Origin of the sequence: Pseudomonas sp. GXZC (genome assembly GCF_026967615.1) — a bacterium.
Classification (GTDB): domain Bacteria; phylum Pseudomonadota; class Gammaproteobacteria; order Pseudomonadales; family Pseudomonadaceae; genus Aquipseudomonas; species Aquipseudomonas azotoformans_A.
The window spans coordinates 5,417,556-5,441,531 of sequence record NZ_CP114115.1 but is presented as its reverse complement, the minus strand read 5'-3'; the positions used below and the strand labels follow the sequence as shown (position 1 = coordinate 5,441,531).

Here is a 23,976-nt window from a genome sequence, read left to right as displayed (position 1 = left end):
TTCAAGGCAGGCTCTGGGGTGTGCAATATTCCCATCACCGTGTCAGGTATTTTTTATGTCGCTACGCGTCTGTATCCTGGAAACCGATATCCTGCGTCCAGGCTTGATCGATCAATACCAAGGGTACGGGCAGATGTTCAAGCGCCTGTTCGCCAAGCAGCCGATTCCCGCCGAGTTTGTCGTGTACAACGTGGTGAACGGCGAATACCCGCCGGACGATGAAGTGTTCGACGCCTACCTGGTGACCGGCAGCAAGGCCGACTCCTTTGGCACCGACCCGTGGATCCAGACCCTCAAGACCTACCTGCTCGAACGTTACGAGCGCGGCGACAAGCTGCTCGGCATCTGCTTCGGTCATCAACTGCTGGCGCTGTTGCTCGGCGGCAAGACCGAACGCGCCGGCCAGGGCTGGGGCATGGGCATCCACGACTACAAGCTCGATGCCAAGACGCCGTGGATGAGCCCGGAAGTGGAAGAACTGACGCTACTGATCAGCCACCAGGATCAGGTGACCACACTGCCGGAGAATGCCACCGTCATCGCCTCCAGCGCCTTTTGCCCGTTCGCCGCGTACCACATCGGCGACCAGGTCCTGTGCTTCCAGGGGCACCCGGAATTTGTAAGCGACTATTCCCGCGAGTTGCTGGAAATTCTTCAGACGACGTTGGGCGAAAAGGTCTACACGAACGGCGTGGCCAGCCTTGAGCGCGACCACCACGGCGCAACCGTGGCGGAATGGATGATGCGTTTCGTCGCGCACAAGCCCGAGGCCCAGGTTTAAAGCCAGCCCGAACGCTTGAAACTCGCCCACAGGCTGGTGCAACCCACCGCGATAAACCCGAGCACCGCAAAATAGCCGTAGTGCCATTGCAGCTCGGGCATGTTCTGGAAGTTCATCCCGTAAATCCCCGCGACTGCGGTGGGGAACGCGAGGATCGCCGCCCATGCGGCGAACTTGCGCTGCACCACGCTCTGGCGCGACGCCTCCAGCAGCACACCGATCTCGATGGTCTGGCTGGCGATATCGCGCAGGGTGGTCAGGTCTTCCATCTGCCGCGTCACGTGGATCTGCACATCACGGAAGTACGGGCGCATGTTCTTGTCGATAAACGGAAAGCTGAGCTTCTGCAGCTCCTGGCTGATCTCCACCATCGGCGCCACATAACGCTTGAGCCGCAACACGTCGCGACGCAGGCCGTGAATCTTCTGGATATCCCGCTCGCTCAACGAGCTGCACAGCACATTACGCTCCAGCTCATCGATCTCGGCATGGATCGCTTCGCTCACCGGCTGGTAGTTCTCGGTGACGAAATCCAGCAGCGCATAGAGTACGAAATCTTCCCCATGCTCCAGCAACAGTGGCCGCGCCTCACAGCGCTGGCGCACAAAGCCGTAGGACGCTGAGTGACCGTTGCGTGCAGTAATGATGTAGCCGTTGCCGGCGAAGATATGCGTCTCGATAAACTCCAGCTTGCCGTTCTCGCGCACCGGTGAGTAGGTGACGATAAACAGCGCATCGCCGAAGGTTTCCAGCTTGGGGCGGCTGTGTTTTTCCAGGGCGTCTTCGATGGCCAATTCATGCAGGTTGAACTGGCGTTGCAGGTTGGCCAGCTCCTGGGCGTCGGGCTCTTCCAGGCCGATCCACACAAAGTGGTCGGGTTTGGCGGCCCAGGCCGCGCCCTCGTCGAGGGTGATATCCGTGACTTTCTTACCGGCGCTATAAACGGCGGCCGCAACAACTCTACCCATGGTGCTGATCGCTTCTTATTGGGAGGACAGGTGTTGGGCAGCTTAGCCTGAATGGCGTTCCGTCGTAGCGGCAAGCTTTTTGGTGGTGAGCGAGCTTGCTCGCGCTGGGGGGCGAAGCGCCCCCCGACAATCTTCAGACAGCCCGCAACTCGCGGTCCATCTGCGCGATGCATTCATCCATCTGCGCATGACACGCCTGCATCAATGCCGGGATGTCATCCGCAGTCATCCCAGTGGTAGGAATCGGCGGCAACGACCGTATGAGCACATCCCCACTGTTCCAGCGATTGAGCTGCATGTGAGTGACGTAATTGCTCACACACACCTGCACAATCGGCACACCGGCCGCAATCGCCATGTGGAACGCGCCTTTCTTGAACGGCAGCAAACCCTTGCCCAGATTGCGCGTGCCCTCGGGGAACACCCAGATCGACGTGTCTTCGTGCTGCAAAGTGTGCGTCGTGGTGAGCATCGCGCGGCGCGCCTTGTGCGCATTGCCTCGGTCGATCAGCACGTTGCCCGCCAGCCAGAACAACTGGCCGAACAGCGGCACCCATTTCAGGCTTTTCTTGGCGATACACACGGTGCGGTAAGGCACCACGTTGCCGAACACAAACAGGTCATAGTTGGACTGGTGATTGGCGATGATCACGCAGGTGCCAGGCTTGTTGCGCAGCGAGTCCACATCCGCCTTCACGTTCAGCCGCAGAATCCACATGGCTGGGAGCGCGTAAAGGCGAGCACACAGGCGACTGTTGTCCGGATTGAATGGCCGACACAGACCGACCAGCACGCCCAGTACACCGGCGAGCATAAAGTGCAGGCCCATCAACAACATACGCAGCAAAAAAAGCATCGACACGGCCTATCCGGACAAAAGGTGGCGCAGTGTACGGATGTGCACTGTATTCGGCAATTACCCCTGTAGAGGTAGGAGATAGCCGATGTTTAAGCGCATGTTTCGATATCTACCGGCACGGGCAGGCTAGAGCGGCTAAGGATGATTCGGATTTATTTGTAAGAAAAAGCCCGACTCAAGGTCGGGCTCTGGTGTATCAAGCGTAGGGCTTAGCTCAGGATATGTCCCTGGTCCTGAATGATTGCATCGTCCAGGGCTTCCAGCAGCTCTTTACGCACCTTCAACTTGGTGTGCTTGTGGGCATTCATGTTCAGCTTCTTCAACTGACGCGCCGCCTCCAGCGCCGCCGCATGCAATTCCTCCGGCGCTACCACCTTGTCGAGGAAGCCGGCTTGCAACGCGCCCTGCGGGTCAAACATCTCGGCATTGATCACCGAACGATGGAAGGCCGATTTACGCAAGCGATCCCGCGCCAGCTCGATCCCAGCGTGATGCATGGTCATGCCAATCGCCACCTCGTTCAGGCCAATGCTGAACGGGCCTTCCACACCAATCCGATAATCCGCCGACAACAGCAGGAACGCACCCTTGGCCACCGCATGCCCAGGGCACGCCACAATCACCGGGAACGGGTGCGACAACAGACGACGCGCCAAGGTCGAACCGGACGTCACCAGACCGATCGCCTCTTTAGGGCCGGCGGTCATCACCTTCAAATCATAACCCCCCGACAAAATCCCCGGCGTGCCGGTGATCACCACCACCGCGCGGTCCTTCTCAGCCTGATCCAACGCTTCATTAAACGCACTGACCACCGCCGGAGAAATGGCATTCACCTTGCCGTTGCTCAAGGTCAGGGTCGCGATACCGTCTTCGAGGTGGTAGGCAATCAACTCACTCATGACGCGGTTCCTTGTAGGATTTGTTATAGAAGGCTTATTAATAGCAGTGCATGCGCAGACGTTACCCACCACGCCCGCCCCGGTAAAGCGCCGTGACTGACTACCCAGTCAGACTTTTCCCGCACACAGGCGTTTGATGAGCCTAGGGTAGGGCGCAATCGCCGCCCCAGACGCACACCGCCGATGCCTGAGAATGGCACAATCACCGCCCCTTGCCGGGCGCGGATCGGCATAACCGGCTAACCGCATGAAAATTCTGAAAAAAACCTTTGCCATCAGAAAGGCTTTCGACTACATTAGCGCGCCTCGACAGACTGAACTGGTTTGACGAGATACGGTGAAGTGTCCGAGTGGCTTAAGGAGCACGCCTGGAAAGTGTGTATACAAGAAATTGTATCGAGAGTTCGAATCTCTCCTTCACCGCCAAATTTGAAACGACTAAACCCCTGAAAACGTTAAAGTTTTCAGGGGTTTTGTGTTTTCAGAGGGTCAAAAAAGGCCCATATGGGAACATCCATGGGAACACAGGCTGCTGGATTGCCTACGTTCGAACCCCGGTTTATGGGGCTTTGTCACCACCTGGTGGCTGGATGCCCAGGGCGTGCTGCAGCATGCCGATGACGTCCGGGCCGTCCTCGTTGATCCACATGCCGTAGTGCTGTCGGATCATATTTGCGCTGGTGTGGCCCATCTGCTCCGCGATCCAGTCAACCGAAGCTACGCCGGTGGTGAGCAGCTGGCTGGCGTAGGTGTGTCGGCACTGGCCAGGACCGCGATAACGAACCCCAGCAGCTTTCAAGTGCGCTTTGAAGAACCTATCCCTCACCACAAAGTCGCTCACGTGCGGCAGGCCGCTCTTGGTGTTCAGAAATACAAAGTGCAGCTTGTGTTTGCGGATGGTCTTATTGTCCCGCTCGACGACGTCGACTGTGTCCACTGTCTTGAGCTGGTTGATCGCGTCCAGTTTGCGCAGGGCATCCCATGCTGGCTCCAGCAGGCGCACTTTGCGCGTAGAGCGCCGGGTTTTCGTCACGCGATAGGCTCCACGTACCTTGGAGCGTCGGAAGGTCACCGTCCCTTGTTTCAAATCAACGTCCTCCCAGGCCAATGCGATGGTCTCCGACACCCGTGGCCCAGCCCATATCATGAACTGCACCATCAGCAGCTCCTGGGTGCGGCTGGTGTGCGTATTGAGGATCTGCTTGATTTCCGCTCTGGTGAATGGGTCCGGCGCTTCAGGATCGGGTAGTCGGACAAATAACCCCTCGGTTGGGTCGTGCGCGACCTTCTTCCGGGTGCGGTACAACCGGAACACCTGGCGCACATTGCTGATGATGTCGCGGATGGTCTTGTTCTTCAGCCGCTTCGACAGCGGCCCCTGGATCCATTCCTGCAGGTCCAGGTGGTCAATCTGATCGATCTGTACGTCACCCCAGCGCGGCCGCACATGGACCTCGGCCTTGTTTTTATAGCCACGGAAAGAGGTAGCGGCCACGCTGTTGCTCTTGATCGTGAGCCAAAGGTCCAGGTAATTCCCGAAAGTGTTCTCGGCCAGCTTGGTCGATTCTGGAAAGTGCCGGCGGTAATCGAAGGTGCCGGCCTGTATCTCGTACTCGATCACCGTTACCAGACGCTTTGCATGCTCCCTGTTTTCCGGTGTGTTGCCACCGGGCACCAGCTCCCGACACAGCTCGCCATTGAAACGGAAATAGACTCGTACCGAATTGCCACGGGCCTCTACGCCATCTGCCATATGCGTCCCCACGCGATGTATTGAAAGATTCTGCCGACAGGCAGAAAAAAGGCCCGTCGCCGGGCCTGATGTATTGCGGTTTTAGTGTTGCCGATCACTGCTGGCGAAGTAACCAGAACAGGCTGGCACTTTTTCTAGGTGCCGGTGTGACGCCGGCTTGAGACTCCTCGGCCCGACGCTTGGCGTTGGCAGCCTGGCGCGCTTTGCTGCACTTCTGGTGGTTGCCGTGAGCACGGGATCTACCGCACTGGTCACAGACTCCGGTGAGGTCGAGGTTCCAGGGGAAGGATTTACCGTTGTTCAAGGGGCTACCTCGCTTTTGGTCCATTGGACGATGTCCGCTCCAAAATCCACGGCAACGAATTCCAGCGTGCTAAATGTCCAAGCGTACTTGTCGCCAAAACGCTCCAGTCGTTTCAGTACGCTTCCGCAAGAGAGCCTTACGTCAATGAATGCTGGGGCATCCGGGAAGTCATCAGGGTCTGCGTCGCACCAGCTAACGGTCAGTTTCTCAACGGCCGTTATCACATCCGCAATCTCGAACTCACGGCCTTTGGGACCCACCAAGCTGCGAATTTGGTGAACGGCTGTTTGCCAGCGATCCTTGCGTACAACTGCGCCGTCCTCACGAAACTCGTAGTCGATAGGGTCAGCATTGGCGAACTCTGGTTTTCTGAAGTCTCGCTCAGTGACAATTCTGGTCATGAGTTCTCTCCGTTACATCCGAAATGATTGATGAGCAAAGCCCGGCGGAGCTTTGTGTTCTGCGGGTTTTGCGGTGTGGCCTTGGACCTCACATACAAACCGATGCCGCTTTTGGTTGGGCGCCGTCAACGCCTCTGTCAGCCCAGGTACGACGTCGGTGCATTGCTCGTAGGCGCTAGGGCCACTCCAGCTATCAGCCCTAACCACCTGGCAATCCGTTCGGGTCGCATCCGCGCACAGGTAAAGCAAAAGGAAAACGGTCATGGTGCGTTCCCCGCGCCGCAGTTCGGGCAGTCGTCGAAGCGCTGGCGCTCGCTGAGAAAACGCCCGCAGCCTTCGCAGTTGATCCGGTCGCGATAGATACGGTTGCGCGGGCGCTTGAGCTTGGGCAGCTTGAGGCCGACTGAGCGAAGTGCCTGCCTGTGGTCGAGCTGCGCGACCTGGGCCACTGGCCGGGAACGCTCGACGATGTACCCGCACGGCCAAAGCTCCAAGCCTTGGGCCAGGTACCCAGCGGCGTCTGCCGCTCCCGGGTGGATGGCGTCATCCAGATTGGCGGTTGGGCCTGTGCCGCCGCGCCACACCAGATCATTGCCGTCCCACTCGCGTGCGTAGGCCACATATACGCGGCCGTCTTCGTTGCGGTAGGCCTCGGCCTCTGACCTGCTGAGGTACTGGCAGTCAACGCCGACCTCTGCGCGAGTGCTGACGTACTCCACTGGCCAGGGCAAATCGGTTTCCCTGCACTCGTATTGCTTCAATGCGTGTTCCCACGAGAACTGTTCTGCCTCGTCGAGATTCGAGGTGTAGCCGCCGCCGTTACGCCAAAACATCGCCCGGCTACCGACGTTACTGCGGCTGTCCTGCAAGAAGAAGAGGTCAGACATGACCAACCTCCTGCTGAGCCACGCTTAGCGCAATCGCCACCGGCTGCACCCAAATCGACACGTTGCTGAGCATGAACGTCTCACCCGCCTCGGAAAGCAGCAGCGTCATGCCGAACACGTCGGCCATCGCCCTTGCCGCCGCGCGCGGCACCGCGTTGCCAATCCGCTCCCGGTGGAGGCCGTCGTTGATGCCATCCAGCCGGAAGACTCCCGCCTGTTCTATCTTGCGAACGCGCTGCATCCGCTCGATTTCATGTGCGGTCTGCGGATCTGCTGACCAGTGGTCTTCTGGATCAAACAGCGATTGCAGCGCGGCCAGTTCCAGGGTGGTGAACGGGCGGTGCCATGTGCCGTCGAGGCTGGTGATCATGCAGGTCAACCGGTCATTGGGCGCCGGCATGCGCTGATCGGCAACCGACCACCGGCCGTTGTCATGGCAGGCGCTGGCGGACACGGCACCGGCCGGCGCGTTGTACTCGACCACGCCATAATGTCCGCCCGTCAGGTACGCATCGCCCTTGGTGCGCGACATGCCTGGGCGCGGGTCTGCGATCGATAAAGCCCCGCTGGCAACCTGTTGTGAGCCGGTCACGGTCTTGGCGTTCTCGCACCAGGGCGTTATCCGCAGCTTTTGGGTGCTGGCATTCGGGTGCCAGTTTTTGTAGGCAGGATCTGCCACAGCGAAAGCGCCTTGCCCGGTGGTGCTGCCGGCAATGACGGTACCGGCCGGCTTGCTGTAGTCGGTGACCAGGTACTTGCCGAAGCCCTTGGACGGTTGTCGCGGGTCGGCCACAGCCTGCCCGCCGGAGCTTGGCCCGTGCCCTGCGGTGACCGTGCCAGCTGCTTGGTCGTTGCGAACTACCCTGAATACGTTGTTATGCCGCTCGCCGCCCATACGTGGGTCAGCAACGCTGAATGTCCCTTGCCCTGGACTGCGTTGGCCGGTGACCACGCCGCAGTGGCGGTTGTAGGGCAGCACACCGTACTGGGTGTATTCGAATTTGCTAGTCGGACGAGGATCCGCCACGGAAAACTTTCCGTTCATGGGGCGGCTCGCACCTGCAACCACGCCGGCTGTATCGTCCCAATCGACAACCCCGAGCACGCCGTTGTGATATTCCGGCACGATCACAAAGTCACGTAGATGACCGTCTTCGATCGCAAACCGACTCAGGCTGCGCCAATCCTTCCCGGCCTCTACCAGGGCCAGGCGTACCCACGTTTTCCACTGCAACGCCGGCACCCGGTGCATCGGACCCGCCTGATCGATGTCGCCGGCCAACGGCATGCGGCTCAGCACGTCACCGACAGCGCGCAGACTGCGCTTTTCAGGTTCGTACAAGAATGCCGGAACCTGCTCGACGTGCCTGGCCACCAGCAAGAACCGCTTGCGACTCTGTGCCAGTCCGCCGATTTCGCCACAGTCGTGGGTGGTTTCCGCTACTGCGTAGCCGTAATGGCGGAGGAGCTTGGTGATCTGGTCCAGCAGGTAGCGGCCACGGGTTGCCAGTCGCGGCACGTTTTCGAACACGATCAACTTCACCGGATTGTGCTTCCAGGCTTCACACATCAGCCACACGCAGCGCAACGTCAGCTCGTTGAGTGCCCGGTATTTGGGCGTCTGGCTCATTGTCTCGGACAGCAAGCCAGAAGCGCCCTTGCAGGGGCTACTGATGAACACCGCGTCCGGGTCCTCGTTGCCGGCGGCGCGGCGCAAGTCTTCGGCGGTGGCTTCTTTCCAGCCGGCTGGTGGCTGCTGGCCGTGGAACGCGGTGAACTGCTCGCGGGTGAACAGGTCCATCAGCGTGCCAGGCACACCAGTCATCATTTGGAAGTCACGCAAGCCTGCCGGGTCTACATCGACGCCGCCTAGGCAGCGCCACTCAGCCTGCACGGGGCCCAGGACTGGTTTGGAGTCGCTAAAACCAGCGGCGCCGCTACCTAGGCCGCAGCAGAGGTGGAAGTGGGTGAGGGTGCGCTTAAGCATTGGACACCTCCACCAGCTCGACGTCATCGTAACTAGGCGTATCGACATCAGCTGCGATGACGCGAATACCGCAAAATCCGTAAGGCCCAGGTTCATTGCCACCCCAGCCTTCTTCGTTGTGAAGGTCTTCGGTCCAAAAAGGCCCAGGGTTGTCACCTGTCATAAGGTTTTTGGTGGTGATGCTGAAGCTTGCGCCGCCTTCGCTCAGCATCCGGTAGATCATCGTTTGACCAAACAAGCGGATAACGGTCCGAACGACGTCTCCATTTTCAGCAGAAAGCCGGTCATCGGCGTTCGACCAAAAACCATTGATTAGTGAGGCAGTTTTCTCAGTCAGTACGTCGTGATTTACCTCAAGAGTGACCTGGTATTCCTTCCAGGTTTCCTTGACCAGGTATCGCTTGATGTTCGGTGGGGTGCTAGCCTCTACGGCGCTGCTGCTTGGGTTCTGTGCTTGCATGGTGCTGCTCCTTTGTAGTGGTAGGTGTCGGGGAGTTGGCGCTCCTCGACACCATCTTTCAGGCCGGTTTGGCCTGGTCTTGCTCAATGATCGTTATGACTTCGTCCCGGTCTTTTGCATAAGCGAAGGGCAGTTCGCCCCCTGGGCGAGTGATGGGGTAGCGCGACTCTGGCAACCGGCACAGCGCGACGGTGTAGCCGTTGTCGGTAACCCAGCAGTTCTGCTGGACTTGCCCGTCTCTATTGCGTTTCGGCGCCCATTTCATGCCCAGGTACCTATCAGTTCTTCCCAGATCGCATCGCCGTCGGGGAGGTACGTATGCACCTCTTGTTCTGGCGAGTAGTCCAACTGCAGCACCGCCAGGCAGTCGTCGAACAGTGCAGTGTCGAGACCGCGCAGGCTGGTCAGCACGAAGGGGTAGTCGCGGCCGTTGTAGAGCCCGAGCAGAAAGCGGCCGATCACCGCGCTTTGGCCTGTATCGCGCTGGGCGACAGGGACCAGGCGGGTCAGTGCCTCGATACCGGCCTTGCGGATGGTGGGGCGCTTTGCTTCGAACTCTTGCAACTGCAGAAACCAGTTGGGCTGCTGTTCTAGTGCAGGCGTATTCATGCGGGTTCTCCTTTCGAAGGCCGAATCAATAGGGAAGGGTGTCGGTGAAGGCGATGTCGTGGACCAGCTTTCTGGCTTCAAGCTGAAGGTCTTGCGAGATCGAAAGCAGGCTGCAAAGCAGGTCGATCAGGCATATCAGCTGTGCGCAATTAAGGGCGGTGCGAGCGTTCAGGCCGGCCCCGTATTTGCGCGTTAGCTGGCCCTGATAGCAGGGTAAAAACGTTTGGATGGTGCTGATGATCCAGTCTTCGGACTCGGCTACCTTGCTGGTGAACTCACTTGCCTCGTTTGCCTTGAAGTCGGCTATGACTTCCGGCCGGACCCTGGGCCTATGGGCGCCGTCAGTTGAAAGGTTGACGGTAACCATGCGGCTGCTGACAGCATCGCTGCACTCCACTCGATGGTTCGCGGTTATCACCAGTGCGCCATGAAACGTCATGTCCTCATGTTGGTTGTCCGCTGAGCGGATGGTGACTTTGCCTGAGTTATAGAGCGGTTTCAGTTCGTCCCAGTCAAAGGACCGCTCTGACTCACACAAAACCTCGCAAATGACGATCCGCTGCCGAGCGGCAGCTAATGCGCGTGCGCGTGCAGCAGGGGTCGCGTGGTCCAGTGGAAGGGTGGGGGACTGAGGCGTTTCCCCGTTCAACTTTTGCAAGTAGTCCATAAGCAGGGTCTTGCCGCTGCCGGCGGCACCGAGGATCTGCAGAAAGGGGAAGCTGTTCTGTTCCTGGCGAATGCGGTCGGCGTGCGCGGCCCCGATCCACCAGGCCAATGCGACCACGCCTGGCGCGCCGAAGTAGGCGACAAAGTCATTGAAGCGGATGGCTGATTTGAGTTGGTTTTGCATGGTGCTGCTCCTTTATTGCTGTGGTTACGCGCCCTGGAATACCCAGCAGCGGATGGTTTTCGGTTTGTCGAAGGCGTCGACCTGGCGCGACGAGTTGACGGGCTTGTTCGATTCCAGAAACTTGGGTGACTTGCTGGTCTTTAGCAGGCGTTTCAGGTCGCTCAGCGGCGGCACTTGCTGGCGTTTATTGGCAGCCATTTCCACAAACTCGTTGAGGTTCACGGCGATCAGCCCATCGCGGCGCGCATGGTTCAGTGCGGCTTTCTCGTCCATGCCGTTGAGGAATTCGTACAGGTCCCAAAACTCGCGCACGGTCGGGTGGTCGGCGTTGATTGCCTGCTGCCGCTCCAGGGCCATGCGGCTGATTTCGGCGTGTGCGAGGGCCTTGCGGCGATCGCCGAGCGGCACGACCCCGGCCAACGCATCCACCAGGCTGCGCAGCTGGGCGTGGTTCTTAGCGATACGCACGGTGCGCACGCCAGGCAGGGCCAGCAGCTCCTGTTCGTAGCCGGAGGTGTTTTCCTCCAACAGCCGCATGGTTTCGGCCTCGCGTTGCAGCGCCTTGACCAGGAAGCCGCTGATGCTGTCCATCGGCATGCGCTCCAGCTGCTCGGCGTACTGCTTGGTTTCCGGCGTGTGGTGCTCACGTGTCAGGTGGACGTGGCAAATACGCTGCAGGATTGGCTCTGATGCGTTCACCGGGTTGTTTTGCGCAATCAGCAAGGCGGCGCGGAATGGCGGTTCGTGGGTGTCGTTTCCGTTGTTTTTCACGCCGGTGGAGCGAACGCTGCGGCCGTTGTAGGCGGTTTTCAGTTCATCCCAGTCGAAGTGTTTAACCGGCTGGCCTTCCTTTTGTTCACGCTCGGATTCGATCAGCACTACCGGCAAGTTGCTGACCTGCGAGAAGTTACGCGCACGGCTCGCGGCGGTCGCTTTGGACGGGTCGAAGCCTTCGTAATCAGTGCGCCCGACCGACTTCCACAGCAGCTCAACCAGGGTGGTCTTACCAGAGCCGGCTTCGCCCACCAGTTCCAGGAACATCAGCGACTTGTGGATCTGGCGGATCTGCTCGGCGTGCAACGCACCCAGCCACCAGGCCAGCACCACCAGCCCCTGTACGCCAAAGCAGCGCCAGTAGATGTCGAACCACCCTTCGTTGTAGGCATTGAGGTCGGTGTTGATATGCAGCACCGGCGACTGGCTCTGTGATTTTATGCTCAGTTTGCCGAGGTCAAAAAAGTCCTCCTTGTTGCGCACCTGCACCTTGCCGCCGTGAAAGGCCAAGTCGTTAAAGACATAGGCGCCATGGTCGCGGCTGTAGCCGATCCATTCGATGGTGTTGACGGTTTTCAGGCAGTCCAGCTGTGGGGCCAGGATCCGTTTCAGTTGCTGCGCGCTGCCCTCGAACATCGCGCCGTTGGAGACGTTGAGCAGGCGATTCGCGAACTCAGGCGCCGACGTGAGCTGCTTGGCCGTGAACGTGCTTTTAATGGCCGGTCCCTGCGGGCGCTCGATGCGAAAGTAGTACCAGGCCTCATCGGTCAGGTCGTTGCGCATGTAATACAGCGCCTGGAAATTGCAGTTGGCGATGCTGGTCACCGAGCCAGATTGACGCAGTGCCTTGTAGCGTCGCTGTTCTTCCGTGAGCAACTGGTCTTCGTGGCGTTCCGAGCTTTCCAGATCGGTCATCGCACGGTCGTACTTTTCGAGGTCCAGCCGAAACCAGTACAAGCGTTTGCGGAACGTGAAGTGAAATTCTTTGCGCTCGTTGCGCACGTAGATCAGGAACGCCTTTTCTTCAGCCGAGTCAGCCAGCAGCAAATCGCCTTGGTGGCGCGCTTCGCTAAGGTCCTGCTCAATGCGTTCGGCGCGTTTGTCGTCGCCCTCGATCGACTTCCACCGCAGATGCAGGTCGTTCCAATCGACCTTTTTCCCGTTGGGCTGCGGGATTACGGCTGCTGTGCAGGTGAAGCCCAGGTCGCGCGCTTCCTTCGCCCAGCGGCGCATGTTGGCCTTGGCGATTGGCTCGTTATCCAGTGCCCACACCAGGCGCGGCAGACGTTTGTCAGCGTCCTGCCGTAACTTGACCAGGGCCTTGAGTGAGTCGGTGGGGCAGGGAGCGCTGGACATCATCGACACGGCCGGCACTTCGTTGTGCAGCAGAGCGATTGAGTCGAATATTCCCTCGACGATGAATAGTTCGTCGACTTCCAGCAGGTCCACACTCGGCGGGCACCACCAGACTCCTTTGTAACCGGCCAAGCCTTCGCCGGTGGGGCGGAAGCGCGCTTTCATTTTGCCGAATCGATCCGGCCGATCTATCAGGCGCTCCCAATAGCCACCTTTCTCCAAGGCGAAACGTACCGTGGCGCTACCGATGTTCAGCCGTCCATCCCAGTAGTTTTCCTGAGTGAACAAGCCGGCGATCAGCTCAAATTTGAAACCCCGCGCAAACTCAAGGTAGGCGCGGGCTGTGGCCTGAGGGTTGTCCGCTGTCGACGGCGCGGTCTTGCTCCAGTCGTTGAACAGATCGTCGTAGACGTCTTTTACGTAGACGCGGTGGTCACATTTTTCCGGCCGTCCGCAGATCAACGTCCAGGGCGAGTCGTAGAAGGTGTAAAGGGTTTTCTGGCGGCAGGCTGGACACACGCCCTTGCGCATGTAATTGGTGTTGGCCATGTGCTTGAGCTGGTAGTCCCGCTCAATGCGTTGGATGACGTCGGCTCGCAGCCTTTGTTCCATTTCCATCGTGGCTTACTTCGCTTCGTCGAGACTGTGTTTAAGGGCGCCAATCAGGCTTTTTCGTGCGGCCATCGCGGGGAAGGCCACGAGCAACGAGCCGTGCCGCAAACCCTCGGGGATCCGGCGAAAGCGGTCGTCATACCAATGCTCGTTGAGCAGCACCGCGTACTGCGCACGGAGCTCTATGAGCAGTGCCTCAGCGTGGTCGCGGGGCAGTTTTGCGGTGATGGCGATGTCGATTTCCATGGTCCACCTCGGATTGCGGGCAAAGCTCACCCAAACCCATTGGGAACGGGGCAGGGCGGGGGTTAAAAGGGAGCGTTACTGAGGGTGTAGCTTGTGTACGGTGCTGCGCTGATCGAGAAGTTTCTGTGGCAGAAACCGAGCCGACATTGGGAAGGTTTTGCCGGCGAGAACGTCAACCAAGAGGACACGGGTGCTGTCTGAACCACTGGCCCAGTCAATGCCAATCCAGCGGCGTTTCTTGATGACCTGCAGTTCAGTCCATGCGTTGTGTACCAGCTTGGGCGCCATGAACACGGGCACTTCCAATGCAAGGGTCAGGTGGCGAATGCAGCGATCGAACAACAGATCGGAATCCACCAGGTGTTCTGCCTCATGTCGTTGCAGGTAAGCGAAAGCAGCTTGTTGCATGCTGCTGCGGTAGTCATGAGTCTGTTGATCGAGGTTCATCACACGCGCTCCATTTCCAGTTGGTCCAGCAGATCGGGTTGATCGTTGGCGGTTTTCATTGTCTGGCGGCGAATGACCACGTCCGCCACCGGCAGCTGTACAGCAGGGTTCGGCATGCCGCTGGGGCTCAGTTCGTGGGTCATTTGGAACTCGGCACGCGCCACGAAACCGCAGGCTTCGTTGGTGCACTGCAAATAGGCGATGCGCAGGAAGATGTGCTGGCCTTCGCTGGTGCGAATGCGCATGCGGCCGTGGCAATGGGGGCAGACCAGTTTGTAGGTACTCACTAGACAGCTCCCTGGCTGTAGAGCTGGATAGTCGCAAACACCTCGGCGTAACGGGCCGACATGTAAGTAACCAGCGCGGCGATGATTGCGTCGGCCTCACGCTTTTCAATGACCCCATCGTCCAGAGCCGCAGACATGATCTGATCGACCCGACCGCGTTTGGCCGAGGCCTTGAGCGAGCGGCTATACAACTCCACGTTGTCCAGGTTCTCTGTGAGGCTCAGCGGTACGAACATGCCGCCGTACATTGAGGCGATGTAATCGGCCAGGAATGTGGTGCCGGCGACCTGCTCCAGACGGTGGATGTGTTCGTCGGTCAGCGGGCGACTGCCGGCGTTCTCGTAAGCCTGGTTGTCGAACTTCTTAAGCGGCATACCGAGGTCAGCTGCGGCATACAACCGACCGCGAGGGTAGGCGCCAATGACGGCCATGACGACGCTCTTTCTGCTGTCTAGAACTGGGCGTTTCATCTTCTGGTTTCCCCTTGGAGCCAGAGGCCCTAATTTGTGATCTGGCCGTCTTTGATCCCGAGCAGCACAGCTGCTCGATGCGCTTCTCCCCGACGGCCCTTCTTACGGCCGTTCAGCAGGTCGCTGACCAGATTTTTGTTCAAGCCATGTTGGCGGCTAAATTCGGCAATGCTTTTACCCTCGCGATCAAGAACCGCGCGGGCTTGCTCGGGGGTCTGTAGGGCATGCATAGTGTTCGTCCGTGTTTAATCGTGTTCGACGAAAAGGATTCTTGGGCAGATTTCTGTTCAAGTCAACTTATATTGATCAAAAAAATGCTCATTTCTTCAGGGGTCGGTGAACGCCTGCGGGAAGAACGCGAGCGGCTGGGTAAAAACCAGACCGACTTTGGCGTAACCGCAGGGGTAAGCCGTGGGACTCAAAAGGCCTACGAGCTTGGGTCCAGCTCCCCCGACGTGCGCTATCTCTCAGGGCTCCAAGAGCTGGGAGTTGACGTGCATTACGTGCTTACCGGCTCCCGCGTAGATACAGACGTCAACAACATGAGCGACACAGAGCTGACGGTGTTGGGACACATGCGGGAGATGTCAGATGCCGACCGTGCGACTCTTGCGCACTTGGCGTTTGCGATGGCGCAGGTGTCTAAGCCGGAACCCAAATGAATCAATTCCAAGGAGGAAGCGATGCGTGGTGTGATGATTCCAATTTTGCTGGCGCTGGCTGGCTGCGGTGGCGAAAAGACCGAGACAGTCAGTCAAGCCGAGTACGGTGTGAAATGGCCGTTCACCGTAGAGAAGGTCGATTTGCTTTGCCACGACGGGCCACCGTCGGCATTGGTGAGAACAGAAGACGGGAAGCTTTACGCGCTGAATGGCAGCGCGCGATCCAGGGCATCAAAGAATGGCTGGCTCGATGGGCGGTCGATTACCAAGCCAAACGCAGGCTTGCCTGGTACCACAATGGATTACAGCGAGATCACCGCTCGCGCCATGAAACTCTGCCCCTCTTACGCTGGATAGAGCCTCCCGCGAGACTCGCGTTGGTCGAAGGTTGCATTTTCCAATCTGTCCGTAAGGTCTTTTTATGCATGAGCACATGCATATTACGGACGACAGGAGTAATAGCGACATGTTGGATCAACAGGGGGAAATGGGATCGCAATCGGAGCAGGAAGACGGAGTGCTCAATCTGAAGGAACAGATGCTGCTGGTATTGTTCCGGCGTCTCTCTGGCGCCAATCAGGACCGTGTTCTACGCTGCGCCGAGGTGCTTTCCCAAGTCCCGGATGAGTAAAAAATCCCCCGGCAAAACCGGGGGATTTTTGTTTCTGCTGTGCTTAAGCGGTGGCCTGCATCTTCTTCCATTCCCGGTCGACGGCCCGCTTAGCCGTCTTCTCACTGGCATACAACCAACGTAGCCGTCTCGGCTTCGCCTGATCCCCCGCCGTAATCGTCTTTTCCTTCCCGCTTTTCTGGTCGCGGTAGTACGCGATGATCCCTGTGTAATCGCCTCTATTCTCTTCTGCCAGGTCTTCAACATTGTCCTCTGGCAGCTTGCTCTCCAGCTCCAGGCTCACCGTATAGCCACCGCTGTCAGTAAGGCTGTGCTGCACGTTGCCGCCGTACCAGATGATCTCGTCGATCTCCGCCTTCACGCCCTGGAGCGTGTACGTCAGTTCGGGGATCAAATCCGGCCGGCCCATGGCCAGGGTGTAACTCAGCGTGGCGCTGCCACGTTGCAGGCGCCGGAACTCCGCCCGGGCAGCGCGCAGTGCGGATTGCTGGTCGCTGTAGGTGTGTCGCAGATCTTTGAGATTGTCGCCGCCGCCGGCGATTGCCTCCTGTTTCTTGGCGCTGTTCACGTCGTAGTAATAGGCGCGCACGCCGTCGTAGCTGTCGCGGTCGGCTTGCAGGTAGCGGTGCTGGTCGCCGTCGGCGCGGGTGAGGGTGATGTGGGGTAGGTCCATTCCACTGGCCGTCTTGCCGCCACCCGCCGGCAGGCACAGCAGGCAGCCGGCTTTGACGCTGGCCACCGCGTCGAACTCTTCGCCCAGGCGGCTGATCAGGTTTGCGTCGGACTCGTTCGCCTGGTCGAGCTGCAGGATGGGCATGCCGTCGAGCGCGCCGGAAATGGTGGCGGTGAGTCCGTTGCCGATGGCGATATCGCCCAGGACGTCGCCGAGCGTGGTATTGCTCCAGCTGCGCTCGCGCTTGGTTTTCAGGCCCTTGCGCAGATCTGCTGATCGAGCGCGGATGCTGAGCACGTCGGGCGCACCGCTATGTTCGGTCTCGTCGACGGTGTAGGTGCCTTTGTCCACCAGGCCGGTGTCGCTCCAGCCCAGCCACAATCGGACCACTGCACCCTTGGGCGGAATCGTCAGCAAGCCGTCATGGTCGCTGAGGGTGATGCTGAGTTGGTCGGCCTCGACGCCGCGATTGTCGGTCAGCTCCAGGCTCATCAACCGCGGGCTGATGATTTGGGCGATGTCCAGGCCATCGACGGCGAGCCGGAAGGCCGGCACCGGGTAGGCGGCGTCCCGGACGAAGCGTTCTGCGGTGTTCCGCAGGTAACCGGTGACCTTGGCAATGATGGGCTCGATCACAGTAGGCCCCGCAGGATGTTGACGCCGATGCTGGTGCCGGCGCCGAGAAGGTCGATACGGTCATCGTCGGTACGCTTCAGGCTCAGGGTGAACTCAATGCGCCGTGCCGTGCCATCGGGGAAAAATATAGTCCTGGTTTCGCTGAGGCTTTCGATTACCCATAGGCCGTAGATCCGCCCGGTGCCCTCGACCATGGGCCAGGCCTTGCCAGTGTTTGCCATCAGGCGTAGTGAGTCGAGGCTGAGAGCCGTGCCGGCCAGTTCGGGGAAGAGGATGCCGGGGAGGGTGATGGCGTCTTCGCCCCTGCCAACGAATTGCCGCGCGGGCGCTGCACCAATGCGGCTGTTGCTGGCATGGCGCCAATCGGTTTGGCGTTGCAACTCCTGGTAGGCGGCGGTGTGGAGGCTGAACACGAACATGCCGAGAGCCATCATCATGGTGGTTATTCCAGGTCGGAGAGTTTGCTGCGCTGACGCGCTTTCTTTTCGTTTTCGATGCGGGCCAGAATTGTGCGCAGGCTTTTTTCCAAGCTTTGCATGTCGGTACCAGGCCCTGCGGTGATAGTGATTTGGTAGGTGTCGTGGCTGTCGTAAACGGCTGCTGCAGACGATCCGCTGATCGGGGGCGCGTTATCCACGGCAAACGCTGGCATGGCGGTTGCACCGAGGGCCAACGTGCCTGCGGCAGTCATCTGCTTGCTCATGCTGGTCAGGGCGTTCAACGGTCCTTTCTGCCCTCCTTCAAGGCCCTGCGTAAGCCCAGCCATGGTGAATCCGCCCAGCTCCGCAAACACCCGTGAAGGGCTGTGGATGCCGAGTTTCTCCTTGAACCAACCAATGCTGGCGTCTCCGATCGAGCCGATGGCGTCTTTTACGGCGCCGATTCCGGCCGTCAGCCCATTGATCAGGCCGTTGACGATCATGCCGCCGAATTCGGTGAAGCGGCCGGGTAGTTCGATGCCCAGGTAACTCATCACACCGGCGAACGCCTGGTACACCAAGCCGAGTGGGCTGAAGTTGACCAGGGTGGTGATGATGCCGCCGATCCCACCATCGAAACCCGCTTTGATCTCGGTCCATGCATTGGCGAAGTAGTTCTTCACCGCATCCCAGTTTTTGTAGATCAGGTAGGCGCCGCCGGCGAGCGCGGCGACAACGGCGGCGATGATCAGAACGATTGGGTTCGCTGCCAGCCCCCACAGAGCCACGCCTACGGTGCGCAGGGCGGTCAGCAGGGCGCCGCCCATTGTTGAGGCGACCATACGAACACCCTGGGCAAACATCGGGAACGCATTGCGGGCCAGCCCGGTCAGCGTGGGCATCAACCGGCCGAGCATTTTGGTGATGCCGCCACCCTGGAGACCGAACATGGTCATGCCGTAACGCAGCACTGCGAACGGCCCCAGCATGCTTGCCATAGTCAGCGCCAAACCGCCGAAAACGAATGCCATTGCGGCAATTGCAGCCACGACCTTGACCAGGCCCCCAGCAAGTTTGGGATTCTCCCTTGCCCAAGTGCCGATGCTATTGGCGATTGCGCCCAAGGTGTTGATCAGATCCTTCAGGTCCGGGGCTACCGCTGCACCGAATTCCGCCATGGCATTGGTGAAGCTGCCCTCGGCGGCTTCCATAACATTGGACAGGGTGTTGAGCTGCTCGTTGACGCGTGTGCGCAGATCCGCCTGGGTTTGCAGTTTTTGCTGGACCTCCTGATACCCGGCAAGGCCCTTGTTCATCATGGTGTTGAGGGTTGTCAGCGTTTCAGCGTCATCCCCGAATAGCTTTTTGATGATGGCGTTGCGATCGACGTCGTTGAACGCCTTGAGCTTTTCCACCTGGGCGTACAGGTTCTCCAGGCCAGCAAAGTTTCCCTTGTCGTCGGTGAATTTGAACGACACGCCAGTCTTCCCGCCGGCCGCGATCTTGTTGGCGCTGTTGACGTGGTCTTCGTCGAGACCGGCCTGGAAGATTTTGCGAAAGGCGTTGCCGGCGGAACTACCTTCCATACCGGCCTGGTCCATCATGATCAGCAGCGGCGCCAGTTCCTTGGCCGCATCAATCCCCGACTTCTTGATCACGTCCATCACCGGGGCGATCTTGCTGAAGCCCTGGAGCATGTTGCCGGGGTCCACACCGGCATAGAAGCCACGCTGGATGGTGTCCATCAGGCCCATCATGTCTTTTTCAGTGGTCCGCGTGGCGTCCTGCATTTTTGCCGCGAACTCCGCCGCCTCTGTGGCTTCCATCTTCAACTGGACGCCCAGGTATGCTGCCGCCTCACCGGTCCCGCCGAGAATGCTCTGCGCACTCAGGCCCTGGCGACGGAGCATGGTCATCATGTTTTGGAAGTCGGCGGTGGTGCCTGGCAACCGGTCACCTAGTTTGGTGGCCAGGTCGGTGATTTTTTGGAAGTCCTCCGATACCTTGCCGGTGTCGTCCATCATCGACACTTTGAGCTGTGTGGCGGAATCCTCATTGGGCGCAAAGGCTTTCACTGCAGCGGCGATGGGGCGGCTGGCTGCGTAGCCAACACCCAAGCCGGCGGCGCCGTTCACGGCAAGGTTACCGGCGGCGCGCTGGGACTTCTCCATCTGGCTGCGAGCAGCCGCCGCACGCTTATGCTGGGCACTCAGCTCGGCCATGCGCTTGGATTGCGTACTGATGCTGGCGTTGGTGGAGTTGATTTGCTCGCGAAGCTGGCGCTCGTGGGTACCGAGATTTTTAGTGCTGATGCCGGCGTCGTAGAGCTTCGATCGGAGCCCTTGCAACTGCACGTTCTGTTGCTGGTGCTGCTGCTTGAGCCGGGTGGCCTCGCGCACCGCTGCCTGGAAGCTGCGGGTCATTGCCCTGGTCGGCGCGTCGGTCGCGGCGAGTTCCTGGCTGAGGGATTTGACTCGATCGCGTGCAGCAGTGAGCGAAGCACCGGTTTGCTCGGCAGCTGCTCGCTGAGCCCGCCAGGCGCTGACGTCTTTCTGCTGGGAGGTGAGTTCTTTCAGGCGGTCGCGAGCAGCCTTGAGGGCACGCGCTGTCTCGATGCCCCCTTCGCTGATGTGCTTCAGCGGGCGGGTAGCCTTGTCGATGGTACTGAGCAGCACCTGAAGTCTCAGATCATTTGCCATCGGTGGAGCTCCGCACCCTGGCGCGCTCGCGCCAGTCCATCAGTTCCTTCAGGCCCAACTGATCCATATCAGCCGGTGCCCAGTGAAAAACCACGGCCAGGTCGGCCATGGCGTCCTCTACGCAACGAGGGATGCGTCCGTCTTCATCGATTTCTGTAACAAAAAACCGCACACCTTGGTGCCGAGCGCGAACAGATCGGCAGGGTCCATCGACGTGACTTCAATGGCAGTGAGGGTTGGACTGCTGATACGCGGCACCACCTTGACCAGGCTGTTGACGTCCATCTGCAACAGTTCGGACAGGCTCACGCCACGCAGTTCGCCCGAGTTGGGCTTGCGCAGGGTGATGCTGTCGATGCTGGTGGTGCCACGGCGGATCGGCGTGTCGAGGATGACGGTGTTGTCGTCGGCCAGGGGTTGTACGTCTGGTTGTTCGGTAGCTGCGGGTTTCATGGGAAAGCTCCTGTGGATGTGGGTATGCGATTAGCGATCGATGCCGCCGATCAAAGGCCGATGGCGCTGCGCTGTTTCTCCAGCATGTCGACGCCGCCGACCTTTTCGATGAAGTTCAGCAGGTCGATTTCGATGATGTCTTCGTTGTCGACGGTCAGCTTGTAGTAGGTGCAAGTGGTGGTGACGGAGTGCTCGGTGTCTTCACCTGGTGTGGCGTCACCCATTTCAATGGTTTCGTGACGGCCGCGAACGGTCACCTCTACGGCGCTGATTTCACCGGTGTCGTCCTGCTGGAAGGCACCGGCGAAACGCAGCGGAATACCCGCTGCGTTGACCGCGCCGAACTGCTTGAGCACGATCAGGTCCAGGCCGCCCAGCTTCCATTCCAGCTGGATGCCGTCGTCGGACATGCCCAGGTCAGCCTTGACCGGGCCATTCATGCCGGCGGCGCGCCAGGCCTCCATCTTGCGGCCCAAGGCGGGCAGGGTGACGGTCTTGACCTTGCCTGCGTAGCTGCCGCCATCGTTGAACAGGTTCATGTTTTTCAGTTTGTGAGGCATGGCCATGGCGGGGATCTCCGGGGTTATGGCACGGGGTTAACTCCCCTCGCGGGGAGGCCCGGTTTAAGCAGCGATTGCGGCGGCGAACTGCATCAGGTAGCGGTCGGTGATGCGCTGACGCAAGGTGAGGTCTTCCAGGGGCGGCACGGGGGTGTAGTCGTAGTCGAGGGTCAGCTTGCCGGCCTTGAGGGTGTCCTTATCGTTGATGTCTTCCGGGTACCAGCACTGCCCGCCGATCAGGTAGCCCTGGGCGATCAGCTCGCGGAACTTGGCGTTGATCCCGTTGATGATGTCTTTGACCAGGGACGCGTGCATTGGCTTGTCCATAGCCCACATGTGTGCCTCGGCCATGGTGTCGGCGATGATCTGCGCAGTACGGGTGTAGTTTTCGAACGCGAACAGCGGGTCGTCGCTGCACGTGCGGCTGCCCCAGAAGCGGAAGCCACCCTCGTTGATCAGGGTGGTGACCTCGTTGCTGTTGAGGTAGTTGGCGTCGGTGGCCGGGTTTTGCAGGTCCCAGAACACGTCGGCGCTGATTCCGGTCACGCCGTTGACCGCGACGTTGGAGAGTGTCTTGTGCCAGCCGGTTTCCTTGTCGATCTTTGCGCGCAGGCCCAAGGCGCGGGCCACCGCCGACGCGGTGACTGTCGCGCTGGTGACCGTGTCCCAGTTCTGGAATTCTGGCCAGATCACCATGACCTCACGGGCGCCGAAGTTTTCGCGGTAGGCGACCACCTCTTCCTTGGTTTTGCAGTCCCACGCGCTGACATAGGCGAAGGCGCGCAGGTCCTGGGCAATCGATACCAGGGCGGTGGCCACCGGCTGACTGTCGAGGCCTGGCACGCCGAGAATGCGTGGCGTCATGCCCACTCGGGCCTTGGCGGCGAGCAAGGCTTTCATGCCGGTGTATTTGCCGTCGGCGGTTGTGGTGCCGATCAGGGCGGTGGTGGTAGCAGCTGCGTCTGCGCCTTCCTTCACCCGCACCACGATTGTGTAGGGCTTGGTCTGGTCGGCGATGGCCTGCAGGCTCTTCGCCAGGGTACCTTTGACGCCGGCTTTGGCGATGGCAGTTTGCACATTGGTCAGCAGGACAGGGGTGTCCAGCGGGAAAGCGAGCGGATCTGCATCTTCAGCCGTACATACCAGGCCGATGACTGCGGTTGCGATGGTGCGAATGGGGCGGGTGCCGTCGTTGAGTTCGAGAACCCGCACGCCGTGGAGATAGTCTGAACCGGCCATGGGTGGTTGCCTGCGCTGTGATGGAATGACAGTGCACAGGCTGCCGCGCGCGCGCCGGATGGGCGAGCGTGCGGACTTGTAGGAAAGGGGGTTACAGGTGGCGGACGATCAGGCGGGAGTGATCTTGTAGCGCTTAGCGCCGCCAATGCGTACACCGGCCCAGAACAGCCAGGCCCGCCAGCGTGCGATCCCTTCGGCGCGCAAGCCACGGTACAACACAGCGTCAGCCTGTTTGCGCGTGAGGGGGCCGGTGGTGTAGAGCCAGTCGTGCACGGTGGCGGCGTAGTTACCGTAGCCGGCGAGCAGCGCGTACAGCACGAACAGGAATATGTTGTGCAAGAAACGGATGCTGGCGAAGTCGGTCCTGAAGCCCGACGGTACCGTGATCAGGCCGTGCTCGTCATCCTGCAGCGACAGCTCGTCCAGCAGCGTGCGTTCCCACTTGCCGTCCTGTTCGGTTTTGAGGGTGTTCAGGAACTTGCTCACGCCGGCCACCACACGTCGTCGGTGAAGTTCTCAGGAATCTCCGGCAGATCCTTCAATGCGCGACCGGCGTAGATCAGTTCCGACTTCCGCAGGGCGGCGGCTCGCCCGAACTCCACAACGGTCTGTGCGTCCATCGGTACCAGGGTGTTTTCGGCGCAGATCCAGGCGAAGTCTTGGTCGGGGTTTGACCAGCGCAGGTTCCCAGGCTGAACACCTCCCACTACCGCCATGAATGCCATCTGTGCTGCCCCGGCGATATTTTCCCGGTCAGTTGTTTTCGACTGATAGAGCACGCCACCGAACATCACACCAGCATCGATCCGGCGGTCACGCTCCGCATCGATCTGGCTACCTGTCACCACTATCGGCGATACCGGCGCGTCGATTAGATAGGGAAGCCCGTTATCGTCATGAGCTCGAACCTTACCCGGGGCGGGATCGCCGATAACGGACATGTATAACTGCTCGGTTATCTCAACCGCATCCTTAGGTATTTGCGCATGAACAGCTTCCAGGTAGCAGGTTCCTGTTGTCTGGCTATATAAACGTTTCACTAATAACCCCC

The 23,976-nt window shown here is 59.7% G+C and carries 31 protein-coding genes and 1 tRNA gene; 5 read left to right on the top strand and 27 right to left on the bottom strand.

Going from position 1 to position 23,976, the window contains the following annotated elements; genetic code table 11:
* Positions 1-55 precede the first annotated feature (55 nt).
* The gene (locus OZ428_RS25640; RefSeq protein ID WP_177112202.1) at positions 56-781 is read left to right on the top strand and encodes an amidotransferase; all 726 of its coding nucleotides are present in this window, start codon (positions 56-58) and stop codon (positions 779-781) included.
* Here the strand turns inward: OZ428_RS25640 and OZ428_RS25635 are convergent.
* The 3 genes from OZ428_RS25635 to OZ428_RS25625 all read right to left on the bottom strand — a co-directional run bounded on the left by OZ428_RS25635 (position 778) and on the right by OZ428_RS25625 (position 3,510).
* Positions 778-1,749 carry a magnesium and cobalt transport protein CorA gene (locus OZ428_RS25635; RefSeq protein ID WP_016979227.1) on the bottom strand — a complete coding sequence of 324 codons (972 nt, stop codon included), beginning with the start codon at positions 1,747-1,749 and terminating at the stop codon, positions 778-780. The genes OZ428_RS25640 and OZ428_RS25635 overlap by 4 nt on opposite strands.
* 133 nt (positions 1,750-1,882) lie before the next feature.
* Positions 1,883-2,605: a 1-acylglycerol-3-phosphate O-acyltransferase gene (locus OZ428_RS25630; protein WP_269134224.1), complete on the bottom strand. Its 723-nt coding sequence runs from the start codon at positions 2,603-2,605 to the stop codon at positions 1,883-1,885.
* Positions 2,606-2,817: 212 nt separating this feature from the next.
* Positions 2,818-3,510, bottom strand: a complete 693-nt coding sequence (locus OZ428_RS25625; protein ID WP_015885385.1) for a crotonase/enoyl-CoA hydratase family protein — start codon at positions 3,508-3,510, stop codon at positions 2,818-2,820.
* 336 nt (positions 3,511-3,846) lie between these two features.
* On the opposite strand from OZ428_RS25625, the gene OZ428_RS25620 reads away from it, so the two are divergent.
* Positions 3,847-3,936: transfer RNA gene (locus tag OZ428_RS25620), tRNA-Ser, on the top strand.
* Positions 3,937-4,069: 133 nt separating this feature from the next.
* Here OZ428_RS25620 and OZ428_RS25615 read toward each other — a convergent pair.
* From OZ428_RS25615 to OZ428_RS25545, 15 genes are all read right to left on the bottom strand, one after another.
* Complete coding sequence (locus OZ428_RS25615; RefSeq protein WP_269131734.1) at positions 4,070-5,263, bottom strand: Arm DNA-binding domain-containing protein; 1,194 nt, start codon at positions 5,261-5,263, stop codon at positions 4,070-4,072.
* A 94-nt stretch (positions 5,264-5,357) separates the two neighbouring features.
* Complete coding sequence (locus OZ428_RS25610) at positions 5,358-5,567, bottom strand: hypothetical protein (protein WP_269131733.1); 210 nt, start codon at positions 5,565-5,567, stop codon at positions 5,358-5,360.
* Positions 5,564-5,968 (bottom strand): hypothetical protein, encoded by a 405-nt coding sequence (locus OZ428_RS25605; protein ID WP_269131732.1) that lies wholly within the window; start codon positions 5,966-5,968, stop codon positions 5,564-5,566. Before OZ428_RS25605 ends, OZ428_RS25610 begins: the two co-directional genes overlap by 4 nt.
* 260 nt (positions 5,969-6,228) lie before the next feature.
* Positions 6,229-6,855, bottom strand: a complete 627-nt coding sequence (locus OZ428_RS25600) for a hypothetical protein (RefSeq protein WP_269131731.1) — start codon at positions 6,853-6,855, stop codon at positions 6,229-6,231.
* On the bottom strand, positions 6,848-8,842 hold the full coding sequence (locus OZ428_RS25595; protein ID WP_269131730.1) for a DNA cytosine methyltransferase: 1,995 nt from the start codon (positions 8,840-8,842) through the stop codon (positions 6,848-6,850). The genes OZ428_RS25600 and OZ428_RS25595 overlap by 8 nt, the downstream gene beginning before the upstream one ends.
* Positions 8,835-9,302, bottom strand: a complete 468-nt coding sequence (locus OZ428_RS25590; RefSeq protein WP_269131729.1) for a DUF2528 family protein — start codon at positions 9,300-9,302, stop codon at positions 8,835-8,837. Before OZ428_RS25590 ends, OZ428_RS25595 begins: the two co-directional genes overlap by 8 nt.
* Before the next feature lie 58 nt (positions 9,303-9,360).
* Positions 9,361-9,567 (bottom strand): hypothetical protein, encoded by a 207-nt coding sequence (locus OZ428_RS25585; protein ID WP_105227888.1) that lies wholly within the window; start codon positions 9,565-9,567, stop codon positions 9,361-9,363.
* Positions 9,564-9,911, bottom strand: a complete 348-nt coding sequence (locus tag OZ428_RS25580) for a DUF7673 family protein (RefSeq protein ID WP_269131728.1) — start codon at positions 9,909-9,911, stop codon at positions 9,564-9,566. The genes OZ428_RS25585 and OZ428_RS25580 overlap by 4 nt, the downstream gene beginning before the upstream one ends.
* Before the next feature lie 25 nt (positions 9,912-9,936).
* Positions 9,937-10,761, bottom strand: a complete 825-nt coding sequence (locus tag OZ428_RS25575; RefSeq protein WP_269131727.1) for a hypothetical protein — start codon at positions 10,759-10,761, stop codon at positions 9,937-9,939.
* 24 nt (positions 10,762-10,785) lie between these two features.
* The gene (locus OZ428_RS25570; RefSeq protein WP_269131726.1) at positions 10,786-13,503 is read right to left on the bottom strand and encodes a toprim domain-containing protein; all 2,718 of its coding nucleotides are present in this window, start codon (positions 13,501-13,503) and stop codon (positions 10,786-10,788) included.
* 12 nt (positions 13,504-13,515) lie between these two features.
* Positions 13,516-13,749, bottom strand: coding sequence for a hypothetical protein (locus tag OZ428_RS25565; RefSeq protein ID WP_269131725.1), 234 nt, complete (start codon positions 13,747-13,749; stop codon positions 13,516-13,518).
* 75 nt (positions 13,750-13,824) lie between these two features.
* A complete protein-coding gene (locus OZ428_RS25560) occupies positions 13,825-14,196 on the bottom strand; it encodes a hypothetical protein (protein ID WP_269131724.1) in 372 nt (123 codons plus the stop codon).
* Positions 14,196-14,483, bottom strand: coding sequence for an ogr/Delta-like zinc finger family protein (locus tag OZ428_RS25555; RefSeq protein ID WP_269131723.1), 288 nt, complete (start codon positions 14,481-14,483; stop codon positions 14,196-14,198). Before OZ428_RS25555 ends, OZ428_RS25560 begins: the two co-directional genes overlap by 1 nt.
* The gene (locus tag OZ428_RS25550) at positions 14,483-14,953 is read right to left on the bottom strand and encodes a YmfL family putative regulatory protein (protein WP_269131722.1); all 471 of its coding nucleotides are present in this window, start codon (positions 14,951-14,953) and stop codon (positions 14,483-14,485) included. The genes OZ428_RS25555 and OZ428_RS25550 overlap by 1 nt, the downstream gene beginning before the upstream one ends.
* Before the next feature lie 29 nt (positions 14,954-14,982).
* Positions 14,983-15,183, bottom strand: coding sequence for a DNA-binding protein (locus tag OZ428_RS25545; RefSeq protein WP_017477234.1), 201 nt, complete (start codon positions 15,181-15,183; stop codon positions 14,983-14,985).
* A gap of 21 nt (positions 15,184-15,204) precedes the next feature.
* Between OZ428_RS25545 and OZ428_RS25540 the strand changes: the two genes are divergently transcribed.
* The 3 genes from OZ428_RS25540 to OZ428_RS25530 all read left to right on the top strand — a co-directional run bounded on the left by OZ428_RS25540 (position 15,205) and on the right by OZ428_RS25530 (position 16,246).
* The gene (locus OZ428_RS25540) at positions 15,205-15,615 is read left to right on the top strand and encodes an XRE family transcriptional regulator (RefSeq protein WP_442964808.1); all 411 of its coding nucleotides are present in this window, start codon (positions 15,205-15,207) and stop codon (positions 15,613-15,615) included.
* A gap of 21 nt (positions 15,616-15,636) precedes the next feature.
* On the top strand, positions 15,637-15,972 hold the full coding sequence (locus OZ428_RS25535; RefSeq protein WP_269131721.1) for a DUF2511 domain-containing protein: 336 nt from the start codon (positions 15,637-15,639) through the stop codon (positions 15,970-15,972).
* A gap of 109 nt (positions 15,973-16,081) precedes the next feature.
* Positions 16,082-16,246 (top strand): hypothetical protein, encoded by a 165-nt coding sequence (locus tag OZ428_RS25530; protein ID WP_269131720.1) that lies wholly within the window; start codon positions 16,082-16,084, stop codon positions 16,244-16,246.
* Between the two features lie 43 nt (positions 16,247-16,289).
* Here OZ428_RS25530 and OZ428_RS25525 read toward each other — a convergent pair whose 3' ends face one another.
* The 9 genes from OZ428_RS25525 to OZ428_RS25485 all read right to left on the bottom strand — a co-directional run bounded on the left by OZ428_RS25525 (position 16,290) and on the right by OZ428_RS25485 (position 23,965).
* Positions 16,290-17,555 carry a phage late control D family protein gene (locus OZ428_RS25525; RefSeq protein ID WP_269131719.1) on the bottom strand — a complete coding sequence of 422 codons (1,266 nt, stop codon included), beginning with the start codon at positions 17,553-17,555 and terminating at the stop codon, positions 16,290-16,292.
* Positions 17,552-17,992, bottom strand: a complete 441-nt coding sequence (locus tag OZ428_RS25520) for a phage tail protein (protein ID WP_213552085.1) — start codon at positions 17,990-17,992, stop codon at positions 17,552-17,554. Before OZ428_RS25520 ends, OZ428_RS25525 begins: the two co-directional genes overlap by 4 nt.
* 5 nt (positions 17,993-17,997) lie before the next feature.
* The gene (locus OZ428_RS25515) at positions 17,998-20,673 is read right to left on the bottom strand and encodes a phage tail tape measure protein (RefSeq protein WP_269131718.1); all 2,676 of its coding nucleotides are present in this window, start codon (positions 20,671-20,673) and stop codon (positions 17,998-18,000) included.
* A complete protein-coding gene (locus OZ428_RS25510; RefSeq protein WP_083207100.1) occupies positions 20,663-20,782 on the bottom strand; it encodes a GpE family phage tail protein in 120 nt (39 codons plus the stop codon). Before OZ428_RS25510 ends, OZ428_RS25515 begins: the two co-directional genes overlap by 11 nt.
* Before the next feature lie 8 nt (positions 20,783-20,790).
* Positions 20,791-21,126, bottom strand: coding sequence for a phage tail assembly protein (locus OZ428_RS25505; protein WP_269131717.1), 336 nt, complete (start codon positions 21,124-21,126; stop codon positions 20,791-20,793).
* 50 nt (positions 21,127-21,176) lie between these two features.
* A complete protein-coding gene (locus OZ428_RS25500) occupies positions 21,177-21,692 on the bottom strand; it encodes a phage major tail tube protein (protein ID WP_105522424.1) in 516 nt (171 codons plus the stop codon).
* 57 nt (positions 21,693-21,749) lie between these two features.
* Positions 21,750-22,925 (bottom strand): phage tail sheath protein, encoded by a 1,176-nt coding sequence (locus OZ428_RS25495; RefSeq protein WP_154845359.1) that lies wholly within the window; start codon positions 22,923-22,925, stop codon positions 21,750-21,752.
* Positions 22,926-23,033: 108 nt separating this feature from the next.
* On the bottom strand, positions 23,034-23,411 hold the full coding sequence (locus tag OZ428_RS25490; protein WP_269131716.1) for a DUF1353 domain-containing protein: 378 nt from the start codon (positions 23,409-23,411) through the stop codon (positions 23,034-23,036).
* Positions 23,408-23,965 (bottom strand): DUF4376 domain-containing protein, encoded by a 558-nt coding sequence (locus OZ428_RS25485; RefSeq protein ID WP_269131715.1) that lies wholly within the window; start codon positions 23,963-23,965, stop codon positions 23,408-23,410. The genes OZ428_RS25490 and OZ428_RS25485 overlap by 4 nt, the downstream gene beginning before the upstream one ends.
* Positions 23,966-23,976 lie beyond the last annotated feature (11 nt).